Here is a 25,256-nt window from a genome sequence, read left to right on the forward strand (position 1 = left end):
CGATATGAAACATGGATTAATAAAGGTTGCATCAGCGATTCCTGCACTAAAGGTAGCAGACACGAAGTTCAACCTTATTGAGACCGAGAAGCAAATAGTTTCAGCTGAAGGACAAGGTGTAGAGATTATAGTCTTCCCCGAGCTTTCAATAACGGGTTATACCTGTCAGGATCTTTTCCAGCAACAGTTGCTTCTTGATGATGCTGAGCAAGCTGTTCTTGAGTTACTCGACTTTACACGTCAGTTGGATATTACCGTGATTGTAGGCGCACCGATTGCTGTTGGCGCATTACTGCTTAATTGTGCAGTCGTCATCCAGCAAGGTAAGCTGCTGGGCATCGTGGCTAAGACCTTCCTCCCTAACTACAGCGAGTTTTATGAGAAACGATGGTTTGCATCTTCACAAGACCTTCGCCCTCAGCATATTCACTTTGCAGGAACCAGAATACTCGTAACTCCAGAGTTGCAGATTTTCCGCACGTCAGAGGGTGCAACCTTTGCCATTGAAATCTGTGAAGATGTATGGGCACCAACGCCTCCAAGTAATCATCTCGCCTTGGCGGGCGCAGAAATTATCTTCAACCTTTCGGCCAGTGACGAACTTGCTGGAAAGCATACCTATTTGAAGTCGCTCCTTGCGCAGCAGAGTGCTCGAACAATTTGCGGATACGTCTATAGTAGCAGCGGCTTTGGTGAGAGCACACAAGATATTGTCTTTGGTGGAAATGCACTCATCTATGAGAATGGGACGCTCATCAAACAGGGGGAACGTTTCAAGATTGACCCTCAATTGATAGTATCCGAGATTGATATAGAGAATCTACGTGGTGAACGTCGAACCAATAGCACCTTTGTAAACGCACAACGTCCTGTAGCTACAGGGTTGGCGGGTGTTACTGGGCAGATTGGAGAACTCGCCTTACACGTTGAATGTATGCCCCCGCTCAATGCTCATGAGTTCACGCTGACACGTGCGTTCGACCAACATCCATTCATTCCTCGGGATGAGAATATGCAAGACGCTTGTGATGAAATCTTTAACATACAGATAAATGGATTGGCGAAGAGACTGGTACATACGAATTGTAAGACAGCCGTTATCGGTATCAGCGGTGGACTTGACTCTACGCTTGCGTTGCTCGTCGCTGTTAAGACTTTTGACAAACTTGGACTCAATCGTAAGGGTATCGTTGGTGTGACAATGCCAGGATTTGGAACCACGGGTCGAACCTATAAGAATGCTATGGCACTGATGGAGCATCTTGGAATAACTATCCGTGAAATCGACATAAAAGACTCAGTTTTACAGCATTTTAAAGACATTAATCACGACCCAGCGATACATGATGCTACGTATGAGAACGCTCAAGCGCGTGAGCGTACGCAGATTCTAATGGATTTAAGCAACCAGTTGAACGGGCTTGTCATTGGTACTGGCGACCTCAGTGAGCTGGCTTTGGGATGGTGTACGTATAATGGTGACCACATGAGCATGTATGCTGTAAATGCTGGTGTGCCCAAGACGTTGACACAGTATCTTGTACGCTATGCTGCGGACAGAACAAAGGACGAAAATGTACGTAGGACATTGACCGACATCGTGGAAACTCCAATCTCACCAGAACTGAAACCAGCCGATGATAAGGGAAATATAGCCCAAAAGACTGAAGACCTCGTCGGACCATACGAGCTTCACGATTTCTTCCTCTATTACGTCCTTCGCTGTGGTTTCCGTCCATCGAAAATCTATTGGATGGCGCAAAATGCTTTCCGTGGGGTTTATTCTGATGAGACAATACTTCATTGGATGCGCCTCTTCTTCCGTAGATTCTTCGCGCAGCAGTTTAAGCGTTCTTGCTTACCTGACGGTCCAAAAGTGGGCAGCGTCAGTCTATCGCCACGAGGCGATTGGAGAATGCCTTCAGATGCAATGTCAACCAACTGGCTCAATGAGTTGGAAGGACTGTCATGATGCGAAAAATCATACCTTATATACTTCTGTCGATTCCTCTGTGCCTGCGTGCGCAGGGGAATCTGCCTTTACTCCAAATACCTGTGCTCGAACTCCTGCAATATCAGGTACAGAAAGGGAAGCGGACCGTTGCACCTTATCTTTTCAGTAAGTACGGACTTAAGCAAATACCGGCAGAGTTGGTGGTCAATGGCAGTCGACAGCTTTGGGGATGGCACGTCAGTCCTAACACGGATTTTGACCCATCCAAACAACCATTTTACAGGCTCTTTGCCAAGAAGGATAATTCAAGTATTGTCATCATTGACGATAGGGGAGGCACGTTGCAGATTGTCTTTTGGGATAAGCATTATTATCGTACTTTTGTGGCGGATCTTCAGTCACATGGCTATCAGCTGCAGCCTGTAAAGCCAGCGAACAACGTTCTCCGTTTTCAGCGTGTGGGCAGTTCGCTTGTCGCAGATGTGACAGTGTGGGCAGATATGTACGTCTTAGAGCTTCACAGCTAATGACGGATTTATCTACAAAGATAAAGAAGTTTGAGCTAAACAAGCTTCTACACACCTCCTTTTTACTCTTAGTATTACTACGTTTTGCCCACAATTCATTCCCTGTCATTCATATATCATACTGAATTTAACCCTCCGCACCATATGTGCTAACCCTCCGCACAACATGTGCAGAGTATCCGCACAACAGCAAATGATAGTAAACATTCACAAACATAGTATGAATTAAGACCATAAAACATCCTATTCCGTTGGCTAAAGAGTAAAACGCTAAAACTAAACTGAACAAATAACTTCTTTCCATGAATATAACAGATGTTATTCTAATCGAGTTAAACAACCCACACGATTCGTTATGAAGCCTAAAAAATATGTTTGCATGTGTTATTATGTCTTGTGATACTCTCATGGCAATTGAATGTAAATCCTAAAATGAACACTTTGAAATAATTTGTATTGATGATATTTTTCGTTATAAGCTCTTTGCGGTATAAAAAAAAGTTCGTATCTTTACACCTTGAAAAAGTGCGAAAAAGGCTCAGAAAGGAAATAAAGGCTATTGTGGGCAATTTTAGCCTTGCAAAGATGAGCTTGTTTGAGTGATAGAATTTTATAATAGAAAAAATATATAATGGACGAAAATCAGACAATTGATCAGGACAGAATTATGAAGATCAACATTGAGGAGGAGATGAAAAGCTCCTACATCGACTACTCTATGTCGGTGATTGTGGCACGTGCCCTCCCTGATGTTCGTGATGGTTTTAAGCCTGTTCACCGCCGTATCCTCTTTGGTATGCGTGGAATTGGCAATTTTAGCAACCAGCCTTACAAGAAGTGTGCCCGCGTTGTTGGTGAGGTGCTCGGTAAGTATCACCCACATGGTGACTCTTCTGTTTACGGTGCGCTTGTGCGTATGGGACAGGAGTGGAATATGCGCTATAAGTTGGTTGATGGACAAGGTAACTTTGGTTCTGTCGATGGTGACTCTGCAGCCGCAATGCGTTATACGGAGTGCCGACTCTCAAAGATGGGTGAGCATGTCATGGACGATATCGAAAAAGATACGGTTGACATGGTTAACAACTTCGACGATACGCTTCGTGAACCTGCCGTAATGCCTACGAAGATTCCTAACCTGCTGGTAAATGGTGGTAATGGTATCGCTGTGGGTATGGCAACAAATATTCCAACACACAATCTCAGTGAGGTTATTGATGGATGTTGTGCATATATTGATAATCCAGAGATTTCAACTGATGGATTGATGGAATTTATTCCAGCTCCAGACTTCCCAACAGGTGCTTATATTTATGGTCTTCAAGGCGTCAAAGATGCTTACGAGACTGGTCGCGGACGTGTCGTTATGCGTGCTAAGGCTGAGATTGAAAGCGAGGAGAGTCATGATAAGATTGTCGTAACAGAGATTCCATACGGAGTAAATAAACAGCAACTTATTGAATATATTGCTGACCTTGTAAAAGAAGGGAAAATTGAGGGTATCTCCAACGTAAATGACGAGACTGGTCGTCAAGGTATGCGTATCGTTGTTGACGTTAAGCGTGATGCAAATGCAAATGTCATCCTGAACAAGCTTTTCAAAATGACAGCATTACAGAGCTCTTTCTCTGTGAATTGTATAGCATTGGTAGCTGGTCGTCCACGTCTGTTGAGTCTTCGCGAGTGCATTAAGTACTTCGTTGAACATCGTCACGACGTAACAATTCGCCGTGCCCAATTCGACTTGAAAAAGGCACAGGAACGCGCACACATCTTAGAAGCATTGATAAAGGCTTGTGATAACATTGATGAGGTTGTACGTATCATTCGTGCCAGCAAGACACCTTCAGATGCTCAAAAGAACCTTGAGAAGCGTTTCGACTTCGATGAGTTGCAGTCAAAGGCTATCGTTGACATGCGTCTGTCACAGCTGACAGGTCTTCGCCTTGATCAGTTGCATCAGGAGTTTGAAGAATTAATGCAGACAATTAAGGATTTGCAAGAGATTCTCAACAATCCTGAACGTTGTAAGGAGGTGATGAAAGCAGAGTTGCAGGAGGTGAAAGAGAAGTATGGCGATGATCGTCGTACAGAGATTATCCCTGATGAGCACGAGTTTAATGCAGAAGACTTCTATCCTAACGACCCAGTCGTAATCACGATTAGCCACCTTGGATATATTAAGCGTACACCGCTAACCGACTTTAAGGAGCAGGCACGTGGTGGTGTCGGGTCAAAGGGTGCGCGTACACGCGATAAAGACTTCACCGAATATATCTATCCAGCCACAATGCACCAGACAATGCTATTCTTTACACGTAAGGGGCGTTGTTACTGGATGAAGTGTTATGACATCCCAGAGGGCGATAAGAACTCAAAGGGACGTGCTATTCAGAATATGCTCTCACTTGAACCAGGCGATTCAGTAAATGCATTCTTGCGTATTAAAGGCTTGGACGATAACGATTTCCTTGATACACACTACGTTGTATTTGCTACAAAGCAGGGTATCGTAAAGAAGACCTCTCTCCGTGCTTACTCACGCCCTCGTACCAATGGTGTGATTGCTATCAATATCAATGAAGGTGATGAGGTTGTAGACGTTCGTCTGACAAATGGTCATAACGAATTGATTATGGCTGATCGCAACGGCCGAGCTTGCCGCTTCGATGAGTCAAATATCCGTACAATGGGGCGTGTTTCTACTGGTGTTCGTGGTATGCGTTTGGACGATGACGGTCAGGATGAGGTTGTCGGCATGATTGTTGTTAACGACCCTGTGAATGAAACTGTTATGGTTGTATCTGAAGAGGGTTATGGCAAGCGTTCACAGGTTGAGGACTACCGATTGACCAATCGTGGTGGTAAGGGTGTTAAGACACTGAATATTACGGAAAAGACAGGTAAGCTCGTGGCTATCAAGAATGTTACTGATGATAACGACTTGATGATTATCAACAAGAGCGGTATTGTTATCCGTCTGTCAGTGGCTGAATGCCGTGTAATGGGTCGTGCTACACAAGGTGTACGACTGATTAACCTCGCTAAGAAGAATGATGTCATCGCATCTGTATGTAAGGTGATGAGTTCAGAGATGGAATCACAAGTTGAGGAAGAAAATCATGAAGCGCTTCCAACTGCTAATGAAGAAATCAAAGGTGAGGAATCATCAGATAACGCTGAAGTGACACCTGTTGATTTTGAGTAACTCAACGAGTTGACAAGTTAACGAGTTTACAAGTAGACAAGTTTATGAGTAGACAAGTTTATGAGTAGACAAGTTTATGAGTAGGCAAGTTAACGAGTTAATTGTTCCAACGCCACAAGAATCAACGGTAATCATAATTATGAATTTTGAATTCTGAATTAAGATAAGGATTATAAACCTTTTAAATAGATAACTAATATGAAAAAATTAATGTTCGCAGCATTGATGTTACTAAGTACATCTGCTGCATTCGCTGGTGACAGTGAGCCATTGAAGGCAATTCTGAAGGCGCAGACTTATGCTGAAGCATCAGACCTTTTGAAGGCAAACATCTCACAGATTACTGACAATGCTGAGAAAGCAAAGGCTTATGACAAGCTTTTTCAACTTGCTATGAAAAAAGTAAATGCAGAGCAAGGTATTCAGCTTGAAAACCAGACTAATCAGCAGATGGGTAAGGAAGGTAATAAGCCTGTTGACGAGAAAGGTCTTTATGAGGCTGTAGGTCAGGCTTTTGATGCAGCTGAGGAAATTGTTAAGTATGACAATATGCCTAATGCTAAAGGTAAGGTTAAGCCTAAGTACACAGGTCTTGCTGATCAACTTTATCCACTTCGTGGACAGCTTATTAATGGTGGTATCTTCTATCAGGGGGCTAAAGATGATGCAAATGCTTATAAGTATCTTGCTCGTTATGTAGAATCTGCTGATGCTCCATTATTCTCAAAGTTCGATAAGTCTAAGGATGAAAACTTGAATGAGATTGCTTATTTTGCAACTTATTATGCTTATCAGAATAAGGACTATCCAAAAGCCGAGAAGTATGTAGCATATGCTTTGAAGAGCAAGGATCGTGCAAAGGATGCACAGCAGCTCCAGCTTGCTATTTTAGGTGCACAGCTTAAGACTCGTCAGGACTCTGTAGCTTATGCTGACAAGCTCGCTGGTATCTATGCACAAGATCCAGAGAATGATGCTGTATTGACGACATTGACTTCTATCTATAGCTCACTTGGCATGCAGAGCAAGGCAGAGGAAATTGTAAATGCTGCCCTTGCAAAAAATCCTAATAGCTATGGTGCGTTGGTAATGCTCGGTCAGTTTGCAAGCCAGAAGAAGGATTATGACAAGGCTGCTGACTATCTTTCAAAAGCTTTGGCACTTGCTAAGGATGACAATGCAAAGATTGCTATCAATGCATCAATCGGTCAGTGCTGGTTCTATAAGGCACAGGATCGTGTTGCTGCTGTCAAGGGCGTATTGTCACCAGCTGCTCGTGCTCAGTTTAATGAGGTATATAATAAGGCAATTTCATATCTTGAAGCTGCAAAGCAACTTGATACACTCAAAGAGCAGAAGAGCTCATGGGCTTACCCACTTTATGGATGTTACTACTTTGTAAAGGGCGCACAAGCTCCTGAAACATTGGAAGCTGCATCAATTGCTGGCGTTCAGCAGTAAATAGTCTTTAATATTCCCTCTTATATGATTCCTATTATATAGGTCATATAAGAGGGGATTTTGTGTTACTAAATTATAGCTAATGAAAAGAGTACTAATACTGATTATTTCTGTTTTTACAAGTTGGAATATTACTGAGGCACAGGAAGCATATCAACAAGCCGAATCTTTTAACCGCCTTGCAAAAGAAGCTTTCTCCCGTGTAGAGAAACATTCGAATAGGGATTCTGTAGCCATCTTCAAAGCTGTTGTTGATGGTGTAGAATATTCATTGAAAAGTGATGACTTTGACAGAATGCCTAATCGAAAGGGAAAAGTTAATCCTAAATTTGAGGAGGAGAATAAAAATCGCCTTGCCGTTCTGCACCCAATGCTTATTGATGCTGGTAAATATTTCAGCAAAGGAAGTTATACGAGAAATGAGGGGCTTGATGCCTTGAAATTATATTTAAAAACTCGTAAATCGCTATTGGTAAAAGATAATATTGATGAGTCGGGTGTTGCCGCTTACTATATTGCTTATTATTACCTCAAGGCACGTGACTTACAGAAAGCTGATGAATATGCCGACATTGCGATGCAATATGATGAAACAGCACAAGTGGCGGTCGAAATTAAGGCACAATGTATGCAAAGTAAGATGGTGACGGAAGAAGATTCTCTGCGTTATCTATCCGTAATACAGCGGCTTTATCGTACTGACCCAACAAATGAGAAATATTTCTCATGGATAATGAAGTTTTATCAGAATCCAACACCTAAATTTAACATAGAAGATTTTATTGATAGAATGCTCGAAGAGAATACAAACTCTGTCGTCCCTTGGATTCTAAAAGGTGAGATTGCTATGCACGCCGAGCGTTGGGAAGAAGCCATAGACGCATACAAGCACGCCGATGAGATAGAACCAAGTAGTATTCCTGTTGCATACAATATTGGTGTTTGTTTGAATACGATAGGCTTGGCGGCACGTGAGTCTGTTATTGAACGAAGAAAGAAGAAGGAGAACGTATCTGATAATGAGTATCTGAAATATTTTTCAGAAGCACGTACCTATCTTGAACGTGTGAGAGCGAAAGACCCACGTAGGAACAAAGTTGACTGGGTAGGTCCTCTCTATTTGGATTATACGGTATTGAACGATAAAATAAAGGCAGAAGAGCTTGAACCTCTTGTAACAAATTATAAAAAGTGAAGTCTATAAAGTTTTTTTTAATATTTATTTGTTTGCTTTTCCCATTATCAGGCATTGCACAGAAGAAGCAGCTTCAGGTTGTGCGTGATCAGATTAAAACTGGGAAAGAACTCACGAAAGCAGAAAACACACTTCGTGGATTGTTAGCTGATTCTGCGTATAAGAAGAATATCAAAGTATGGCTTCTTCTCTGTGATGCATTGATAAAACAGTATGACCAGGGTAATGAAAAATTATATCTAAAACAAAAGTATGATACAGCGGCTTTCTTCTCTTTAACAAGGAAATTGTATGATACAATGTCTCGTTTTGATTCACTTGATGCAAAGCCTGATACTAAGGGAAGAATTCGAGCAAAGTATAGAGCTAAGCATGCTGCGTTTCTGAATTCAATTCGCCCAAATATTTTCAATGGAGGAACATATTTTGTTCATAAAAAAGACTATAATACAGCTTTTGATTATTATGCTGATTACCTGCTATCTGCAAATTATCCGCTCTTTGAAGGCTATGATTATATGCAGCACGATGCGTTAATTCCACATGCAGCTTATTGGGCAATGTTTTGTGGATATAAACTTAGTGATGCGGATAAGATTATGTGTTTTAAGGATCAAGCAGAAAAAGATACTTCGATGCTTAGCTTTGTAAGGCAGTATGAAGCTGAAGCCTATTTAGTGAAGAAAGATACGGCTATGTACGTAAAGTCGTTACAAGCAGGTTTTGAACAGTATCCTAATTTTGCTTTCTTCTTTCCACGTTTGGTAGAATATTACGCTAAGATTGGAGAACACGAAAAAGCATTGGAAATCACTGAACGTGCTTTGAAAGCAGACTCAACAAGTCTTTTATTCCGATTTGCAAAAAGTACGGCATTGCTTAACCTTGGAAGATATACTGAATGTATTAATATTTGTAAGCAACTGATAAAAGACAACGACGCTTACGCGGATGCATATTATAACATAGGACTTGCTTATTTTAACCAAGCAATAGAGTTAAATAAGGATAGGCAAAAGTATCGTGCAAATAAAGAAAAGATTATAACGTTATATCAACGTTCTAAACCCTATATGGAAAAATACAGAGAGCTTGAACCAACGGCAAAGAGCAAATGGTTAGCTCCTTTGTATACAATTTATTTAAACCTGAATATGGGTAAGGAATTTGATGAAATTGATAAGATAAGAAAGGAGAAATAGATATGAACAACGATATTCTTTCCAAACTTGGCATAACCCTCAATGTTATGCAGGAAGCTACGGCTGATGCTATATTACATACGAATAAGGATGTTGTGGTATTGTCACCGACAGGCTCTGGCAAAACTTACGCTTACCTCCTGCCATTGATTCAACGATTAGATGCCTCATCAGATGCTTTGCAGGCTGTTGTCTTGGTGCCTGGACGTGAATTGGCTCTGCAATCTGCTAACGTTTTAAAGGATCTGGGTAGTGGTTTGCGCAGTATGGCATTATATGGTGGTCGTCCAACAATGGAAGAACATCGTGTGTTGAGAGATGTAAAACCACAGATAGTCTTTGCTACTCCTGGAAGATTGAATGACCATCTTGATAAATCAAATATCAATGCTGAGACGATAAAGTGGCTTGTTATTGATGAGTTTGATAAGTGTCTCGAGTTAGGCTTTCAAGATGAAATGATGAGTATCCTCTGTAAGCTCCCGAATATAGAAAGAAGAAGCTTACTATCAGCAACAGAGTCTGAGTCTATTCCTAAATTCGTTTCAATGGGTAGGACTGTTCATCTTGACTTTCGTACAGAGGAAGAAAATATTCCTGATCGTATTCGTCTCTATACGGTTACAAGTACGGAGAAAGATAAGCTTGAATGCTTGAAGAAGCTTCTACTTTCTTTAGACGATACGAGTAGTATTGTGTTTTTGAATTATCGTGACTCTGTTAAGCGTGTAGCTTTATTCCTGAAAGAAAATGGTTTTACATTAAGCTGGTTCCATGGTGGCATGGAGCAACGTGAGCGTGAATCAGCACTTTATAAGTTCTCTAATGGTTCAGCACCGATTCTTGTCAGCACCGACTTAGCTTCACGTGGATTGGATATTCCTGATGTTGATAATATCATTCATTATCATTTACCAGAAACAGGAGACAGCTATGTGCATAGAGTAGGGCGTACAGCACGTTGGGATAAGGAAGGAAGAACTTTCTTTATTCTTGGTCCTGATGAACATTTACCTGAATATGTTAGTAATGATCATGAAGAATATCAGATTCCAGAATCGTTACCGAAACCAGCTCTGCCGCGTATGGCGACAATATATATAGGAAAAGGGAAGAAAGATAAAATTTCCAAAATGGATATTGTTGGCTTTCTTTGTAAAAAAGGTGGTTTGAACTCCTCAGACATAGGAAAGATTGATGTTAAGGATCGTTTTACTTATGTTGCAGTTTTACGTGCGAAAATTAAGAAATTAATTTCGCTAACTAAAGGTGAAAAAATAAAGGGTATTCGTACCGTTGTGGAAGAAGTTAGGTGACGCATTTTACAATGTGTCACTTTTTCTTAACCTTATTGCATCACATATATAAAACAGTTGTTTTTTTGTTAGAAAAAAATATGATATATTATTTGGAAATATAAAAATAAAACTGTATCTTCGCAACATAAACTACAGAAGCCGATTACAATATTTAATACTGATAATAACTACAAAACATAAGTCAAACTTAAACTAAGCAATCAGATGAAAAAGTACAATTTTGGTGCTGGTCCATGTATCCTTCCACGTGAAGTTATTGAAAAAACAGCAAGTGCAATTTTAGATTTTAACGGAATTGGTCTCTCAATTGCAGAAATCAGCCATCGTTCAAAAGACTTCCAACCAGTAATGGATGAAGCAATGGCTTTAGTCAAGGAAATTCTAAACGTTCCTGAAGGCTATTCTGTGCTTTTCTTAGGTGGTGGTGCTTCACTTGAGTTCTGTATGATTCCTTTCAACTTCTTGGTAAAGAAGGCTGGTTATTTGAATACTGGTGTTTGGGCAAAGAAGGCAATGAAAGAAGCTAAGTTGTTCGGAGAAGTTGTAGAAGTAGCTTCATCAGCAGATGAAAACTATACCTATCTTCCAAAGAACTTTGACGTTCCCACAGATTTGGATTACTTGCATGTAACAACCAATAATACCATTTATGGTACAGAGTATCATAAAGATTTGGAGGTTCCAGTGCGTTTGATTGGTGATATGTCATCAGACATCTTTAGCCGTCCTGTAGATGTTTCTAAGTATGACTGTATCTATGGTGGTGCACAGAAGAACCTCTCTATGGCTGGTGTTACATTCGTTATCATTAAGGACGATGTCCTTGGTCGTGTACAGCGTGAAATTCCTACAATGTTGGATTATCGTACACACATTAAAAAGGGCTCTATGTTCAATACTCCTCCTGTGGTACCAGTCTACACAGCTTTAGAGAATCTTCGTTGGATTAAGGCGAATGGTGGCGTAGAAGCAATGCAGAAATTGGCTAAGGAACGTGCTGACATCGTTTATGGTGAAATCGATCGCAACAAGTTGTTCCGTGGTACAGTTAAGTGTGAGGAAGATCGCTCTTACATGAACATCTGCTTCGTTCTCAATGATGAGTATGCTGATCTTCAGGACGAGTTCTTCAAGTTTGCAACTGAAAGAGGTATGGTTGGTATCAAGGGACATCGTGATGTTGGTGGTTTCCGTGCAAGCTGCTACAATGCTATGTCTGTTGAAGGCTGCAAGGCTCTTGTTGAAACAATGAAGGAATTCGAGGCTAAGCATTAAAAATATTAGACTTAGCAGTGGAGCATATTCCATTTGCTAAGTCTAAAAACAACTTTATTATATCTAACCAAAATATTAAGGCTATGAAGGTTTTAATTGCAACTGAAAAACCATTTGCACCATCTGCTGTGCAGGGTATCACAAATGAACTAAAGAATGCAGGACATGAAGTAGTACTGCTTGAGAAATATACAGATAAAGCACAATTGCTTGATGCAGTGAAAGATGCTGATGCAATGATTGTACGTTCTGATAAGATTACTCCTGAAGTTTTGGATGCTGCTAAGCAGTTGAAGATTGTGGTTCGTGCTGGTGCTGGTTATGATTCTATCGACACTGCTTATGCAAAAGAGAAGAATGTTGTCGTTGAAAATACACCTGGACAGAACTCTAATGCTGTCGCTGAACTTGTATTTGTACTGTTGGTTTATGCTGTGCGTAATTTCTTCAATGGTAAAGCTGGTACAGAGTTGAAAGGTAAGAAATTAGGTATACTTGCTTTTGGTAATGTTGGTCGTAATGTGGCACGTATCGCTAAGGGCTTTGATATGGATGTATATGCTTACGATGCATTCTGCCCAGCAGATGCTATTGAGGCAGCTGGTGTACATGCTTGCAAAACACAGGATGAGTTGTTCCAATCTTGCGATGTTGTATCACTCCATATCCCAGCAACTCCACAGACCGTAAAAAGCATCAATTATGATCTCGTTAACAGACTCCCAAAAAATGGTATACTCGTAAATACTGCTCGTAAGGAAGTTATTAATGAGGAAGAATTGCTCAAATTGATGGCTGAACGTGAGGACTTAAAGTTTATGACAGACATTATGCCTGATGCTGATGCAGAATTTAAGAAGTTTGAAGGTCGCTACTTCTCTACACCAAAGAAGATGGGCGCTCAGACAGCTGAAGCTAACAATAATGCTGGTATTGCTGCAGCAAAGCAGATTAATGCTTTCTTTGCAACAGGTGATACTAAATTCCAAGTAAACAAATAACTTTCTAATTGATAGGGGTTGAATGCCTTAATTTTTCAATAAGGTTATGGCTTTCAACCCTATTATTATTTTCTAAAAAATAATACTATGGCAGTAATCAAACCTTTTAAAGGTGTTCGCCCTCCAAAAGACTTAGTAGAGTCTGTTGCCAGTCGTCCATACGATGTGTTGGATTCAGAAGAAGCTCGTGCTGAAGCTGGTGATAACAAGAAGAGTTTATATCATATTATCAAACCAGAAATCAACTTTGAAGTTGGTACAAGCGAATATGACTCAAGAGTCTATAAAAGTGCTGTTGAACAATTCGAGAAGTTCCAAGAAAAAGGCTGGTTAGTTCAAGATGATAAGGAACATTATTATATCTATGCACAGACAATGAATGGCAAGACTCAATATGGTCTTGTTGTTGGAGCGTTTGTTGATGATTATCTAAAAGGTAATATCAAGAAGCATGAGCTGACACGTAGAGATAAGGAAGAAGACAGAATGAAGCATGTACGCATTTGTAATGCCAACGTTGAGCCTGTATTCTTTGCTTATCCTGATAATAGAGTTCTTGATGATTTGTTAGCTCGCTATGCAGCTACAAAGCCTGAATATGATTTCGTAGCTCCTGATGATGGTTTCAGACACCAATTCTGGGTTATCACAGATGAAGCTGATATAAAGACTGTGACAGAAGAATTCAAGAAGATGCCAAGTCTTTATATCGCTGATGGTCATCATCGTTCAGCTGCGGCAGCATTAGTTGGTGCTGAGAAGGCTAAGAACAATAAAAATCATAAGGGCGATGAAGAGTATAACTACTTTATGGCTGTATGCTTCCCAGCAAGTCAATTGACAATTCTCGATTATAATCGTGTTGTCAAAGACCTAAATGGCATGGAAGTTGCAGACTTCTTAAAAGCTTTGGAGAAGAACTTCACTGTTGAGTTAAAAGGTAAGGAAGAATATCGTCCTAAAAAACTTCATGAGTTCTCATTGTATCTTGATGGTAATTGGTATAGCTTAGTTGCTAAACCTGGTACTTACGATGATAATGATCCAATTGGTGTTCTTGATGTTGATATTTCAAGTCGACTGATTTTGGACGAACTGATGGGTATAAAGGATTTGCGCTCAGATAAACGTATCGACTTTGTTGGTGGTTTGCGTGGTCTTAGTGAGTTGAAACGCCGTGTTGATAGTGGCGAAATGCGTTGGGCATTAGCACTCTATCCTGTATCTATGCAGCAGATTATGGATATTGCTGATAGCGGTAAGATTATGCCACCAAAGGCAACATGGTTTGAGCCAAAACTTCGTTCAGGTCTTGTAATCCATAAGCTGGATTAAAACAAGATTAATATTTTTGAATGGATAGCGATAAATATAAGACTATAAAAGAGAAAGCGATTAGCGAGGGATATTACTCTGAAAAACGGAGTAAGTTCCTCGCTTTTGCGCATCATGTTGAATCTGTAGAAGAGGCTTTGGAGATAGTAAAAGAGTATCGTAAGAAATATTATGATGCTCGCCATTGTTGTTATGCGTATAGAGTAGGCTTTGTAGGGACAGAATTTCGTGCAAATGATGATGGAGAGCCATCTTCAACAGCAGGTAAGCCTATCCTTGGACAAATTGACAGTTATGGATTAACCAATACGCTGATTTGTGTTATTCGTTATTATGGAGGAATAAACCTCGGTACTGGTGGCTTGATTGTTGCTTATCGTGAAGCAGCAGCAGATGCTTTAGCAAACAGTGAGATAGAAGAAAAGTTCATAGAAGAAGAAATAAAATATACATTTACTTATCCCATGATGAACGATGTTATGCGAATCATAAAAGAAATGAATCCTCGCATCGTTAATCAAGTTTTTGACAATACTTGCGAAGTCATTCTTTCCATCAGGAAGGAGAAGGCTGAAGAACTTCGTATCCGATTAAAGAATTTATCCTTTGATTAATCTTTTATTAGGCTTTATACATTCATAAGTTTAATAAAACCACTGATAGATAAATTTATGGTTCTATAACGAATCGTGTGGGTAAATAGTTTTTCCTTGCCAGCGTTCCTATGTTTAATGGCTTTATGGCTAAACAGATGAAGACGAATTAATCTACAAAGTATAAAGGAGTTTGAGCTAAACAAGCTTCTATACACCTCCTGTTTATTCTTAGTATTACAACATTTTGCTCACAATTTATCCCCTGTCATCCATATATCATAGTGAGTTTAACCCTCCGCACATGTGGTGTTAACCCTCCGCACCATATGTGCTAAGTACCTGCACCACATGTGCAGAGTATCAGCACAACAGCAAATGATGGTAAACATTCACATACTTTGTATGAATTAAGACCTTAAAACATCTTATTTTGTTGGCTAAAGAGTAAAACGCTAAAACTAAACTGAACAAATAACTTCTTTCTATGATTACAACAGATATTATTCTAATCGGGTCAAACAACCCACACGATTCGTTATAGAGCCAAATTTATCCTTTCCCTTTTGGCTTTTTTACCTTTTTAAAGTTTTCTATTCCATTTTTTTTGTGTTACTTTGCAGTTAATTCTCTTGATTTAATAATGTATAAATCCTATGAATTAAGGATATACTTTCGAATTAGCTGTTAATGACTAACATATTCAATATAAAAAGGAGCTTGAAATGGTTGATTGCTATCGTTGCAACACCAGTCATTTTGTTTCTTATCCTTGTTGCTTTGCTATATTGTCCACCCATTCAAAATTGGGCTGTAAAGCATGTTACTGCTTATGTTTCAGAAAAAACTGGGATGGAGATAAGCCTCAATCGAGTTAATCTCTCTTTTCCTTTAGACCTCCAGTTAGACGGACTAAAAATGCTTCGCTCCAATGACTCTATTCCTAATCAGAAAGATACGGTGGCAGATGTACAGCATTTAGTAGCAAAGGTTGACTTGTTACCGCTATTCAAAAGAAGAGTAGAAGTAAACGAACTAACATTTACAAAGCTGAAGGCAAACACTGTTAATTTTATCGGTGACCTTCGTATTCGTGGAGATGTGCAACGTCTACATATTGTGAGTCATGCTGTTAATTTGGTTGGTGATTCTATTCGTGTAAACAAAGCCGATATTGAAGGTGGATGGGTTGACATTGCATTAGGTGATACCGTACCCGTAGACCCAAATAAACCGAAATTACTTTGGCGTATCAATATTGATAAACTCAATCTTGCTAAAACCGATTTCCGTCTTCATATGCCTGGAGATACTATGAGCGTTCGTGCTAATTTCAAGAAAGCTATGGCAAAAGGAACTGAGCTTCTACTACACGACAATATATACAAAGTGGCAAACGTAGACTGGCAAGGAGGCAACTTAAGTTATGACAAAAACTATGTAAAACATGCAAGTGTCGTATTTGATGCTGCGCATATAGCCATGCAAGATGTCAATCTTGGAATAGATTCTTTCCAATATGCTGCTCCTAAAATCCATATGAATATTCGGACTGCCAATATGAAAGAACGGAGTGGACTGATAGTAAAGGATTTCCATGGACATTTCTCTATGGATTCTACAAGTATCAATCTACCTGATTTATATTTCCGTCTACCTGGTACAGAACTGTCAGGACGTTTTAAGATGGATATGAATGCTTTTGCAGATAAGGATCCAGGACAGATAGCTACACAATTAGATGGTTTCCTGCACCTTGATGACTTACGTCCGTTCTTAACCTCAGTACCTAAAAATATTTATCAAGCACTTCCTAATCAACGTATTATTGTAAAAGGTAAAATGGAAGGCAATCTTCGTTCAGCATCGTTTAATCAGCTTCGATTGGCTATGCCAGGTTATTTTAATCTTACAGGAACAGGCTGGATTGCTGATATGATGTCAGGTGCTGGTCATCTTCGTAGCGATTTAAAGCTGAAAGGGACAGCAAACAATTTAAGTTTTATTTCCAAGTTATTGCCACACAATGTACGCAAGACAATTGCTCTCCCACGTGGAGTAAACATAAATGGTGATGTCCATGTCAGAAAAAAACTTTATATGGGTAATATACAACTGACACAAGGTGGTGGATGCATCCGTATGAATGGAGCTTATAATTCTTCTACAGAACTATATCGTCTTACAGCTGATGCTACTGCTTTTCCTGTGCAGCGTTTTTTACCAACCATGGGATTGTCAGCTTTTTCTGGAAGTATAAGAACTCAAGGACGAGGAACGGATTTCTTGAATCCAAAATCATCTACAAATCTAAGCTTACGTATTCGAAGTTTCAAATATGGTAAATATGTACTTGACGGATTGAATGGCGATATTTCAAAACATGGAGAACAATTATCTGCTCATGTCAATAGTACGAATCGAATGTTAGGTGGTAACTTCACTTATCAAGGTAGAGTGAACAGCAATCTTGTTGATGGTCACATTCGTGGTTGGTTACATCGTGTTGACTTGCATGCAATGGGAGTTATGACAGAGAGGTATGTTGTCTCTACATGGGCTGATGTTGATATACGCTCGGATATGAAGAATAATCATTATGTGAGTGGTCCACTTCGCTCTTTTCGTCTTCTGCAAGAGGGAAGAAAGAAAAGCTATCTCCTTGCTGCTGGTAACTTTGACATACGTGCTGATGTACACTCTAATAGTCTTGAAACACATTTAAAAGGAAATTTATCTGAAGCCGATTTGCAGGCATTCGGATTTATAGATAAGCATTATATAACCTCTGCTAAAGCAGATATTACTCTTCGTTCTGATATGAAGAAGTACTATGCTGTCAGCGGAAATGTTGGACATCTATTGCTGAGTGAACTACGTAAGGGAAAGCGTGTACCATTAGTTGAAGGAAATTTTAATCTTGATGCAACAATGCGAGGTGATCAGATTGGAGGCTCAATAAATGGTGTCTTTCCACGTGTAGACCTCTATCAGTTAGGAATCGTAGACAAGGCAATGTCAAGTAGTTTTACAGCAAACACCTCATTCGCTATGTCTGGCAAAGATGATTTGAATGTTCGTGGTTTGGTTGGGAATCTTCGTATCACAGATCAAAATCGGATTTATACACCAGGCGATGTGAAAATAGATCTTATGAGCAGACGCGATGCCGTATATGCGACCTTGGATGGTGGAGACTTTCATCTTAGTACTGCATTTAATAGTAGTGTGAACCAATTGACTGAAAATGGAATGAGGATATATAAAACAATACGCAAACAACTTACAGATCGTCGTATTGACCAGCCAGCAATAATACGTCAGTTACCTTTAGGACACTTTACGTTACGCAGTGGACGTAATAACTTGCTTTCTAATTTATTAGCACAAGATGGCTATGCCTTTAGTCAGGCAGATATTAACTTAACGTCATCACCTCAAAAAGGACTTGATGGATATATTAGCGTTGATTCGTTGGTATATAATGATATTCATATTGACAGCATCAGAGCCGATCTAACCAGTGTTGATGGACAAGTGAACTATAAGCTATCAGTTGTAAACAATCCTAATAATTCTTATCCTTACCATGGTTATCTACAGGGTATCCTCTATGAACATGGTTTGCAAACACATGCAACAATCCTTGATAATAATGGAAAGAAAGGCTTTGATTTGGCAGTACAGGCTGCAATGAAGGGTAGAGGTATACAACTTTCTATTACATCCCCACAATCAATCTTAGGATATAAGTCCTTTGCTGTTAACGACTCCAACTACATCTATATAGGAAGGGATCGGCGTTTGTCCGCCGACCTTCGTCTTGAAGCTGCTGATGGAACTGGTATGCTCGTATCAACAGAAGATTCAGATACGACATCACTGCAGAATGTGACACTATCAATGAACCACTTTGAGTTGGGCAACTTACTTGCTGTATTACCATTTGCACCAAAATTGTCAGGAATGTTGGATGGTGACTATCACCTTGTACAGACAAAGAAAGAGCTCACCATTTCAAGTGATATGACTATTAAGAAGCTCATTTATGAGAATAGTTTTATGGGCGATGTTGGTACACAGTTTGTTTATATGCCTAAAGATGATGGTTCACACTATGTTGATGGTATCATAACACAGGATGGTAAAGAGGTTGGTATACTCTCAGGAACCTATAATAACGAGGGTGCTGGAGAACTCGATGCTACCTTAGAAATGAATCATTTCCCATTAAATTACGTCAACGGCTTTGTTCCTGATCAGATTGTTGGACTTGATGGATTTGGAGAAGGAACACTCACGATGAAAGGGTCATTAAAGAACCTTGATATAAATGGTGAGGTTTATCTTGATTCATCTTACTTGGTTAGTGTACCATACGGTATAAAGATGCGATTTGCAGATGATCCTGTACAAATACGCAATAGTCATATCCAATTTGAAAACTTTGAACTTTTCGCAAGTAATGGTTCTCCACTTGATATTTCAGGATACTTAGATTTCTCTAATTTCGCACATATGAAGCTTGATGCGCAAATGAGAGCAGAGAATTTCCAGATCATCAATTCAAAGAAGAATTCACGTTCAGAAGTTTATGGAAAGGCTTTTGTTGACTTTATGGGACGTATTAATGGAGAGTTAAGTAATTTACAATTGACAGGAAAGCTTGATGTTTTAGGTAATACTGATGTTACATACGTTGTGAGAGATGGTACACTGGCAACAGATAATGATTTAAAAGACCTTGTTCAGTTTACCAACTTCAATGACTCTACTACGAATGTCGTTGTCAAACGTCCTGATATTACGGGTTTCACAATGGCTCTCAATGTCGATATAGATGAGCAAGCGCATGTGTTCTGCGCATTGAATGCTGACCAATCGAATTATATTGACTTCTTAGGAGGAGGAAATCTGCTTCTTAACTATGACCCAACGAATAGTGTACAGGTACGTGGCAGATATACGTTAAATGATGGTAAAATGAAATATTCTCTACCTGTTATTCCACTTCGCACCTTTAATATAAAGGATGGTAGTTATATTGAATTTACAGGTAATCCAATGAAGCCAACACTTAATATTACTGCAACGGAAAATGTCAGGACAAGTGTATCAAGTGGTTCGGGTGAAGGCAGGATAGTTGATTTTGAATGTGGAGTAAGCCTTACCAAACAGTTTCCTAAGCCTGGAGTTCAATTTATTATCACTGCACCAGAGGATCAAGAGATGCAGAATGTTTTAAACACAAAGGGTGTTGAGGAACGCTCGAAACTTGCTGTTACGATGTTAGCATCAGGTATGTATTTTGATGGTGAGAATTCTGCGAGTGCAAATACTGCTATGAGTGGAGCATTAGCAGGCTTTTTACAGACACAGGTCAACTCTATCACGGGTAAGGCACTCAACTCTATGGGACTTGACTTGACTGCTAATATGGAAAGTGCAGCCGATGTGAATGGAAACTTACATACCGATTATACCTTCAAGTTCTCAAAACGTTTGTGGAATAATCGATTACGAATCATTATGGGAGGACGTGTGTCAACAGGTTCACAATTCTCTGAAGATAATGGTGCTTACTTTGACAATTTCTCACTTGAATATCGTTTGAATCAGAAAGAAACAAAGTATTTGAAACTTTATTATGAACGTGAAGCATACGATTGGCTTGAGGGTAATTTGAGTGAGTTTGGAGCTGGTTTTATGTGGAGGCGTAAGTTACGTCATTTTAAAGATATATTCCGTTTTAAGAATGATTCACCTGTTGTAATGCCACAGCCTGAGAAGCCCAAACGTGACACTTTAATTAATTTCGTTAATGAGAAGAAATAAGAAATATATACCTTCAATGAGTAGAAAAAGAATCATGAAACTATTATGTTTTATGGGTATCTTTTTTGTTTTTGTTGCATGTAGTACAACTTCTGCAATTCCTGATGGAGAGTATTTGTACACGGGAATGGATGAAACGAGGTATGATAACTATCAACCAAATAAGCATTTTAATGATGTAAAAGAAGAGTTAGATTTGGTTCTTGCTACCAAGCCTAATGCAGCTTGGTTTGGTAGTCCAAGTGTGCGCTCTCCTTTCCCCGTAGGCTTATGGATATGGAATGCTTTTTCGCAAGACACAACAAGACTTAGTCGTTGGTTGGTGCGTGCATTTGGTTCTGCGCCAGTTTTAATGAGCTCAACGACTCCAGATCTACGTGTGACAGTCGGAGAGAATCTTCTACGCAAACGTGGTTACTTCAATGGAAAGATAAACTATGAGAAACTTGCACAGAAAAATCCAAAGAAGATGCGTCTAAAGTATGCTGTTAACATGGGTCGTCTATGGTTACTTGATAGCATACAATACACCAATTTCCCACCTACTGCTGATAGTCTGATAGGAAAGAATCTTAAAGACGCAATCATTCACAAGGGAGATGCCTTTGATGTAGCAACACTTGAACAGGAGCGCAAGAGAATTACAGAGCTTTTCCGTAATAATGGTTACTATTATTATCAGAATAATGATGCGAGTTATCTCGCTGACACAACGAAAGTATATGGCTCTGCTTCCGTTCGTCTTCAGTTGGCTGACTCTGTGAATACAAAAGCACTAAGAAAATGGAATGTTGGGACTATGACCTTTAATTTACAACGTCAGGTTATGGACTCTCTTCATCAACAAAAGCGTTTTCGTGATATTATTGTAAATTACAATGGTTCACACATGCCACTCCGACTTCGTGCAATCGCTAATAGTTTAAAGATATGGCCTGGTACGGTTTATAATAATGAACTATTTGAAAAGACCCAGCAACAGCTGAATAATAGTGGCGTTTTCTCTGCAACGAATTTTACATTCTCTCCTTCTGATACGACGGATACATGTAATGTTTTGGATATGACTGCCAATTGTTTGTTTGATAAGCCTTATGACTTTTATATTGAAGCCTATGGAAAAGGAAAGACAAGTGGTAGATATGGTCCAGAGGCAATTATTGGTCTAACAAAACGCAATGCCTTGCGTGGTGGCGAAAAGTTTAACTTACGTGTGCATGGCTCTTACGAATGGGCATCAAGTATTGATGATAATGGTAATGATCATCTTGGAATTAACAATTACGAATATGGGGCTGAAGCGAGCCTGCAGTTCCCTCGTCTTGTTAATCCATTTGTAACACCACCACGAAAACGATGGGAACATGAAGAAAGGAAGATTGCTGCGGCGGCTGAAAAGGGACTTGTCTATAAGCCGAAACCGCCTCACACATATTACACAATACCTTCTACAACGCTCAAAGCTTCTTTTGATGTACTGAATCGTGCGAAGTATTTTAAACGACATGTTGTGTCAGGTGAGTTGATTTATCAATGGCAACCAAACGAACGCAATAGCTATTCCTTTTCGCCATTGACATTAACTTACGAATATATGCACAAGGTAACTGATCGTTATCAACAACTCATTGATAGTGTACCTTATCTTGAAGCTTCATTGGCAAACCAATTCATTCCAAAAATGGTTTTTCAATATAACTTCATGAGTCCAGCTTATTATAAGAGTCCTGTCAATATGTGGGTCACTGTCAGCGAGGCATCAAACATTCTTTCGACAGGTTATGCTGTCTTCGGGAGATCATGGAGTGAAAAAGAAAAGCAACTTTTTAAGAATCCATACGCACAGTTTGTTAAGGTAGATGCTAATTTTACAAAGGTGTGGGGTTTGGGTGATAAAAGTGGTATAGCTGCACATGCTAATTTAGGTGCACTTTGGGCATACGGAAATAGTAGGTTTGCTCCTTATACAGAACAATTTTACGTGGGTGGAGCAAATAGTATTCGTGCTTTCAATGCTCGTCAGATTGGACCTGGACGTTATCGCTCTACACAACAACGTCGTTCATATGTAGAGCAAACTGGTGATATAAAACTACAACTTAATCTTGAATATCGTCCTCACCTTATGGGCTCACTCTATGGAGCAGTTTTCTTCGATGCTGGTAATGTTTGGACAATGCATTATGATGCAGGACGACCAGGAGGGTATTTTAGATTTAAGAATCTTTTAAAGGAGATGGCACTTGGTACAGGTGTTGGACTTCGTTATGACCTTGGTTATTTCATGATTCGTTTAGACTGGGGTGTTGGTTTGCATGTACCTTATGAAACTGGTAAGACAGCATTCTATAATATCTCTAAATTCAAGGATGCACAAGCCTTTCATTTAGCAATTGGTTTACCATTCTAAGCTCTTTTTTATCAACTATTCAGCCCAGTTAATTCTATTAATGGGGCTGAATAGTTATTAGTCATGGTGAACGAAACTCTTTTATGGCAAGAAATAGATTTTTCGCATGTATTTCTTTTTTTAGTGCCAAGGCTTAGCACCATTGGTGCTAAGCCTTAACACATATGGTGTTTACCCACTGCACCACATGTGATAAGTATAAACAGAATGGTTGAATATCGTAAAAGAGATAATTGCTTTTATAACATTGTGTTGTAAGATATGAACGATGAAAGGTTAATCAGATACGAGTAAACTTTTATTGTTCAAGTGTAGCTTTTCTTTTTAGCCAGTTATAGAGCAAAAAGATGAGAAATAATATTTCTCACATTGTTTTATATAATACATAGAGAGGGGCAGAATGATTATATTTCCTTTCTATGGATAATAGGTGAGGGGGTAATAAGACTTACTTCCTCACATAGTTTACAAAGCTGTATGCTGGGTTATCACCAGTAGCAGGGAGTTCTTCGCATGATTCTACAACCCAAGTTCCATCGTTATATTCAGGGAAGAAGACATCGGCCTGTGGGGGAGTAGCGTGTATCTCTGTAAGGTAAAGGTGATCTGCTATGACAAGTGCCTCTTTGTAAAGACTCGCTCCGCCAATGATGAAAGCTTTTTCCTCAATGCCTAAATGTTTGAGTGCTTCTTCAAGTGAAGGATAAACATCACAGCCAGGGAAGTCTGTTTTTGTCCTACTAAGTACGATGTTCCTGCGGTTAGGTAGGGCACCTTTAGGTAGTGAATAAAATGTTTTACGTCCCATGATTACGGTGTGTCCCGTTGTAAGTTGCTTAAAACGTTTTAGGTCTTCACTAATATAATAGACCATATCATTCTTATAACCAATGGCGCGATTTTTTGCTACTGCTGCAATGATGTTTATTTCCATAATGGTGTTTTAGGACCTCCCCCAACCCCTCCAAAGGAGGGGAGTGCTAATTTAGCAATCAATTGGGTGAAGGATATAAAGTTCTTGACTAATTAAATTTACTATTTTAGAAGTTGAGAGAATGATTAATTTTCATACTCCAACTACTTTCTATTTGCACTCCCCTCCTTTCGGAGGGGTTGGGGGAGGCTTCTACACCGCAACCACACCAGGAATATGTGGTAACGGATTGTAATCAGTCAGTTCAAAGTCTTCGTATTTGAAGTCAAATATATCCTTTACATCAGGATTAATCTTCATCTTTGGCAGTGGATGTGGCTCACGAGTAAGCTGGAGTTTAGCCTGCTCAAGATGGTTAAGATAAAGATGTGTATCACCTGTTGTATGGATAAACTCACCAGCCTCAAGACCTGTTACCTGTGCAATCATTTGCAAAAGGAGAGCATATGATGCAATGTTAAAAGGGACACCGAGGAAACTATCTGCCGAACGCTGATAGAGTTGGAGCGATAGTCTACCATCTGCAACATAGAATTGGAAGAGACAGTGGCAGGGTGGGAGAGCCATATCATCCACCTCAGCAGGGTTCCATGCTGTGACCAACATACGACGTGAGTTTGGATTATGCTTAATCATGTCCACCACATTCTTAATCTGATCGATTGTACCTCCTTTATAATCAGGCCATGAACGCCACTGATGACCATAGACTGGACCAAGTTCACCATTCTCGTCAGCCCATTCATTCCATATTCTTACACCATGCTCTTGTAGGTATCTCACGTTTGTATCACCACGTAAGAACCATAGTAATTCATAAATAATACTCTTCAAATGAAGCTTTTTGGTTGTCAGTAATGGAAAACCTTCGCGCAAGTCAAAGCGCATCTGATGCCCAAAAATGGATAAAGTTCCCGTTCCTGTTCTATCACCTTTCTGTATTCCTTCTGTGAGAATGCGGTTGAGAAGGTTTAAATATTGTTGCATAATTGTTCGTTTATTTCTAA

The 25,256-nt window shown here is 39.6% G+C and carries 15 protein-coding genes; 13 read left to right on the forward strand and 2 right to left on the reverse strand.

Going from position 1 to position 25,256, the window contains the following annotated elements; translation table 11 throughout:
* Positions 1-4: 4 nt before the first annotated feature.
* The 13 genes from J5A56_RS10470 (at position 5) to J5A56_RS10530 (ending at position 23,315) form a co-directional block, all read left to right on the forward strand.
* Positions 5-1,972: an NAD(+) synthase gene (locus tag J5A56_RS10470; protein ID WP_021673048.1), complete on the forward strand. Its 1,968-nt coding sequence runs from the start codon at positions 5-7 to the stop codon at positions 1,970-1,972.
* Complete coding sequence (locus J5A56_RS10475; protein ID WP_021673049.1) at positions 1,969-2,481, forward strand: hypothetical protein; 513 nt, start codon at positions 1,969-1,971, stop codon at positions 2,479-2,481. Before J5A56_RS10470 ends, J5A56_RS10475 begins: the two co-directional genes overlap by 4 nt.
* A gap of 631 nt (positions 2,482-3,112) precedes the next feature.
* Positions 3,113-5,689 (forward strand): DNA gyrase subunit A, encoded by a 2,577-nt coding sequence (gene gyrA, locus J5A56_RS10480; protein WP_021673051.1) that lies wholly within the window; start codon positions 3,113-3,115, stop codon positions 5,687-5,689.
* A 198-nt stretch (positions 5,690-5,887) separates the two neighbouring features.
* Positions 5,888-7,150, forward strand: coding sequence for a tetratricopeptide repeat protein (locus tag J5A56_RS10485; RefSeq protein WP_021673052.1), 1,263 nt, complete (start codon positions 5,888-5,890; stop codon positions 7,148-7,150).
* A gap of 82 nt (positions 7,151-7,232) precedes the next feature.
* Positions 7,233-8,345 (forward strand): tetratricopeptide repeat protein, encoded by a 1,113-nt coding sequence (locus tag J5A56_RS10490; protein WP_021673053.1) that lies wholly within the window; start codon positions 7,233-7,235, stop codon positions 8,343-8,345.
* Positions 8,342-9,547, forward strand: a complete 1,206-nt coding sequence (locus J5A56_RS10495; RefSeq protein WP_021673054.1) for a hypothetical protein — start codon at positions 8,342-8,344, stop codon at positions 9,545-9,547. The genes J5A56_RS10490 and J5A56_RS10495 overlap by 4 nt, the downstream gene beginning before the upstream one ends.
* Positions 9,548-9,549: 2 nt before the next feature.
* A complete protein-coding gene (locus J5A56_RS10500) occupies positions 9,550-10,863 on the forward strand; it encodes a DEAD/DEAH box helicase (protein ID WP_021673055.1) in 1,314 nt (437 codons plus the stop codon).
* A gap of 207 nt (positions 10,864-11,070) precedes the next feature.
* Positions 11,071-12,141, forward strand: coding sequence for a 3-phosphoserine/phosphohydroxythreonine transaminase (serC, locus tag J5A56_RS10505; protein ID WP_021673056.1), 1,071 nt, complete (start codon positions 11,071-11,073; stop codon positions 12,139-12,141).
* An 83-nt stretch (positions 12,142-12,224) separates the two neighbouring features.
* The gene (locus J5A56_RS10510; RefSeq protein WP_036920425.1) at positions 12,225-13,142 is read left to right on the forward strand and encodes an NAD(P)-dependent oxidoreductase; all 918 of its coding nucleotides are present in this window, start codon (positions 12,225-12,227) and stop codon (positions 13,140-13,142) included.
* Positions 13,143-13,229: 87 nt separating this feature from the next.
* Positions 13,230-14,477, forward strand: a complete 1,248-nt coding sequence (locus tag J5A56_RS10515) for a DUF1015 domain-containing protein (RefSeq protein WP_021673058.1) — start codon at positions 13,230-13,232, stop codon at positions 14,475-14,477.
* Between the two features lie 20 nt (positions 14,478-14,497).
* Positions 14,498-15,091 (forward strand): IMPACT family protein, encoded by a 594-nt coding sequence (locus J5A56_RS10520; protein ID WP_021673059.1) that lies wholly within the window; start codon positions 14,498-14,500, stop codon positions 15,089-15,091.
* A gap of 669 nt (positions 15,092-15,760) precedes the next feature.
* Positions 15,761-20,905 carry a translocation/assembly module TamB domain-containing protein gene (locus J5A56_RS10525; RefSeq protein ID WP_021671341.1) on the forward strand — a complete coding sequence of 1,715 codons (5,145 nt, stop codon included), beginning with the start codon at positions 15,761-15,763 and terminating at the stop codon, positions 20,903-20,905.
* Positions 20,892-23,315: a BamA/TamA family outer membrane protein gene (locus tag J5A56_RS10530; RefSeq protein WP_021671342.1), complete on the forward strand. Its 2,424-nt coding sequence runs from the start codon at positions 20,892-20,894 to the stop codon at positions 23,313-23,315. The genes J5A56_RS10525 and J5A56_RS10530 overlap by 14 nt, the downstream gene beginning before the upstream one ends.
* A gap of 448 nt (positions 23,316-23,763) precedes the next feature.
* On the opposite strand, the gene J5A56_RS10535 is transcribed toward J5A56_RS10530, so the two are convergent.
* Positions 23,764-24,249 (reverse strand): dihydrofolate reductase, encoded by a 486-nt coding sequence (locus J5A56_RS10535; RefSeq protein ID WP_021671343.1) that lies wholly within the window; start codon positions 24,247-24,249, stop codon positions 23,764-23,766.
* Positions 24,250-24,441: 192 nt separating this feature from the next.
* Positions 24,442-25,236 (reverse strand): thymidylate synthase, encoded by a 795-nt coding sequence (locus tag J5A56_RS10540; protein ID WP_021671344.1) that lies wholly within the window; start codon positions 25,234-25,236, stop codon positions 24,442-24,444.
* Positions 25,237-25,256 lie beyond the last annotated feature (20 nt).

Source organism: Prevotella melaninogenica (genome assembly GCF_018128065.1).
Lineage (GTDB): Bacteria > Bacteroidota > Bacteroidia > Bacteroidales > Bacteroidaceae > Prevotella.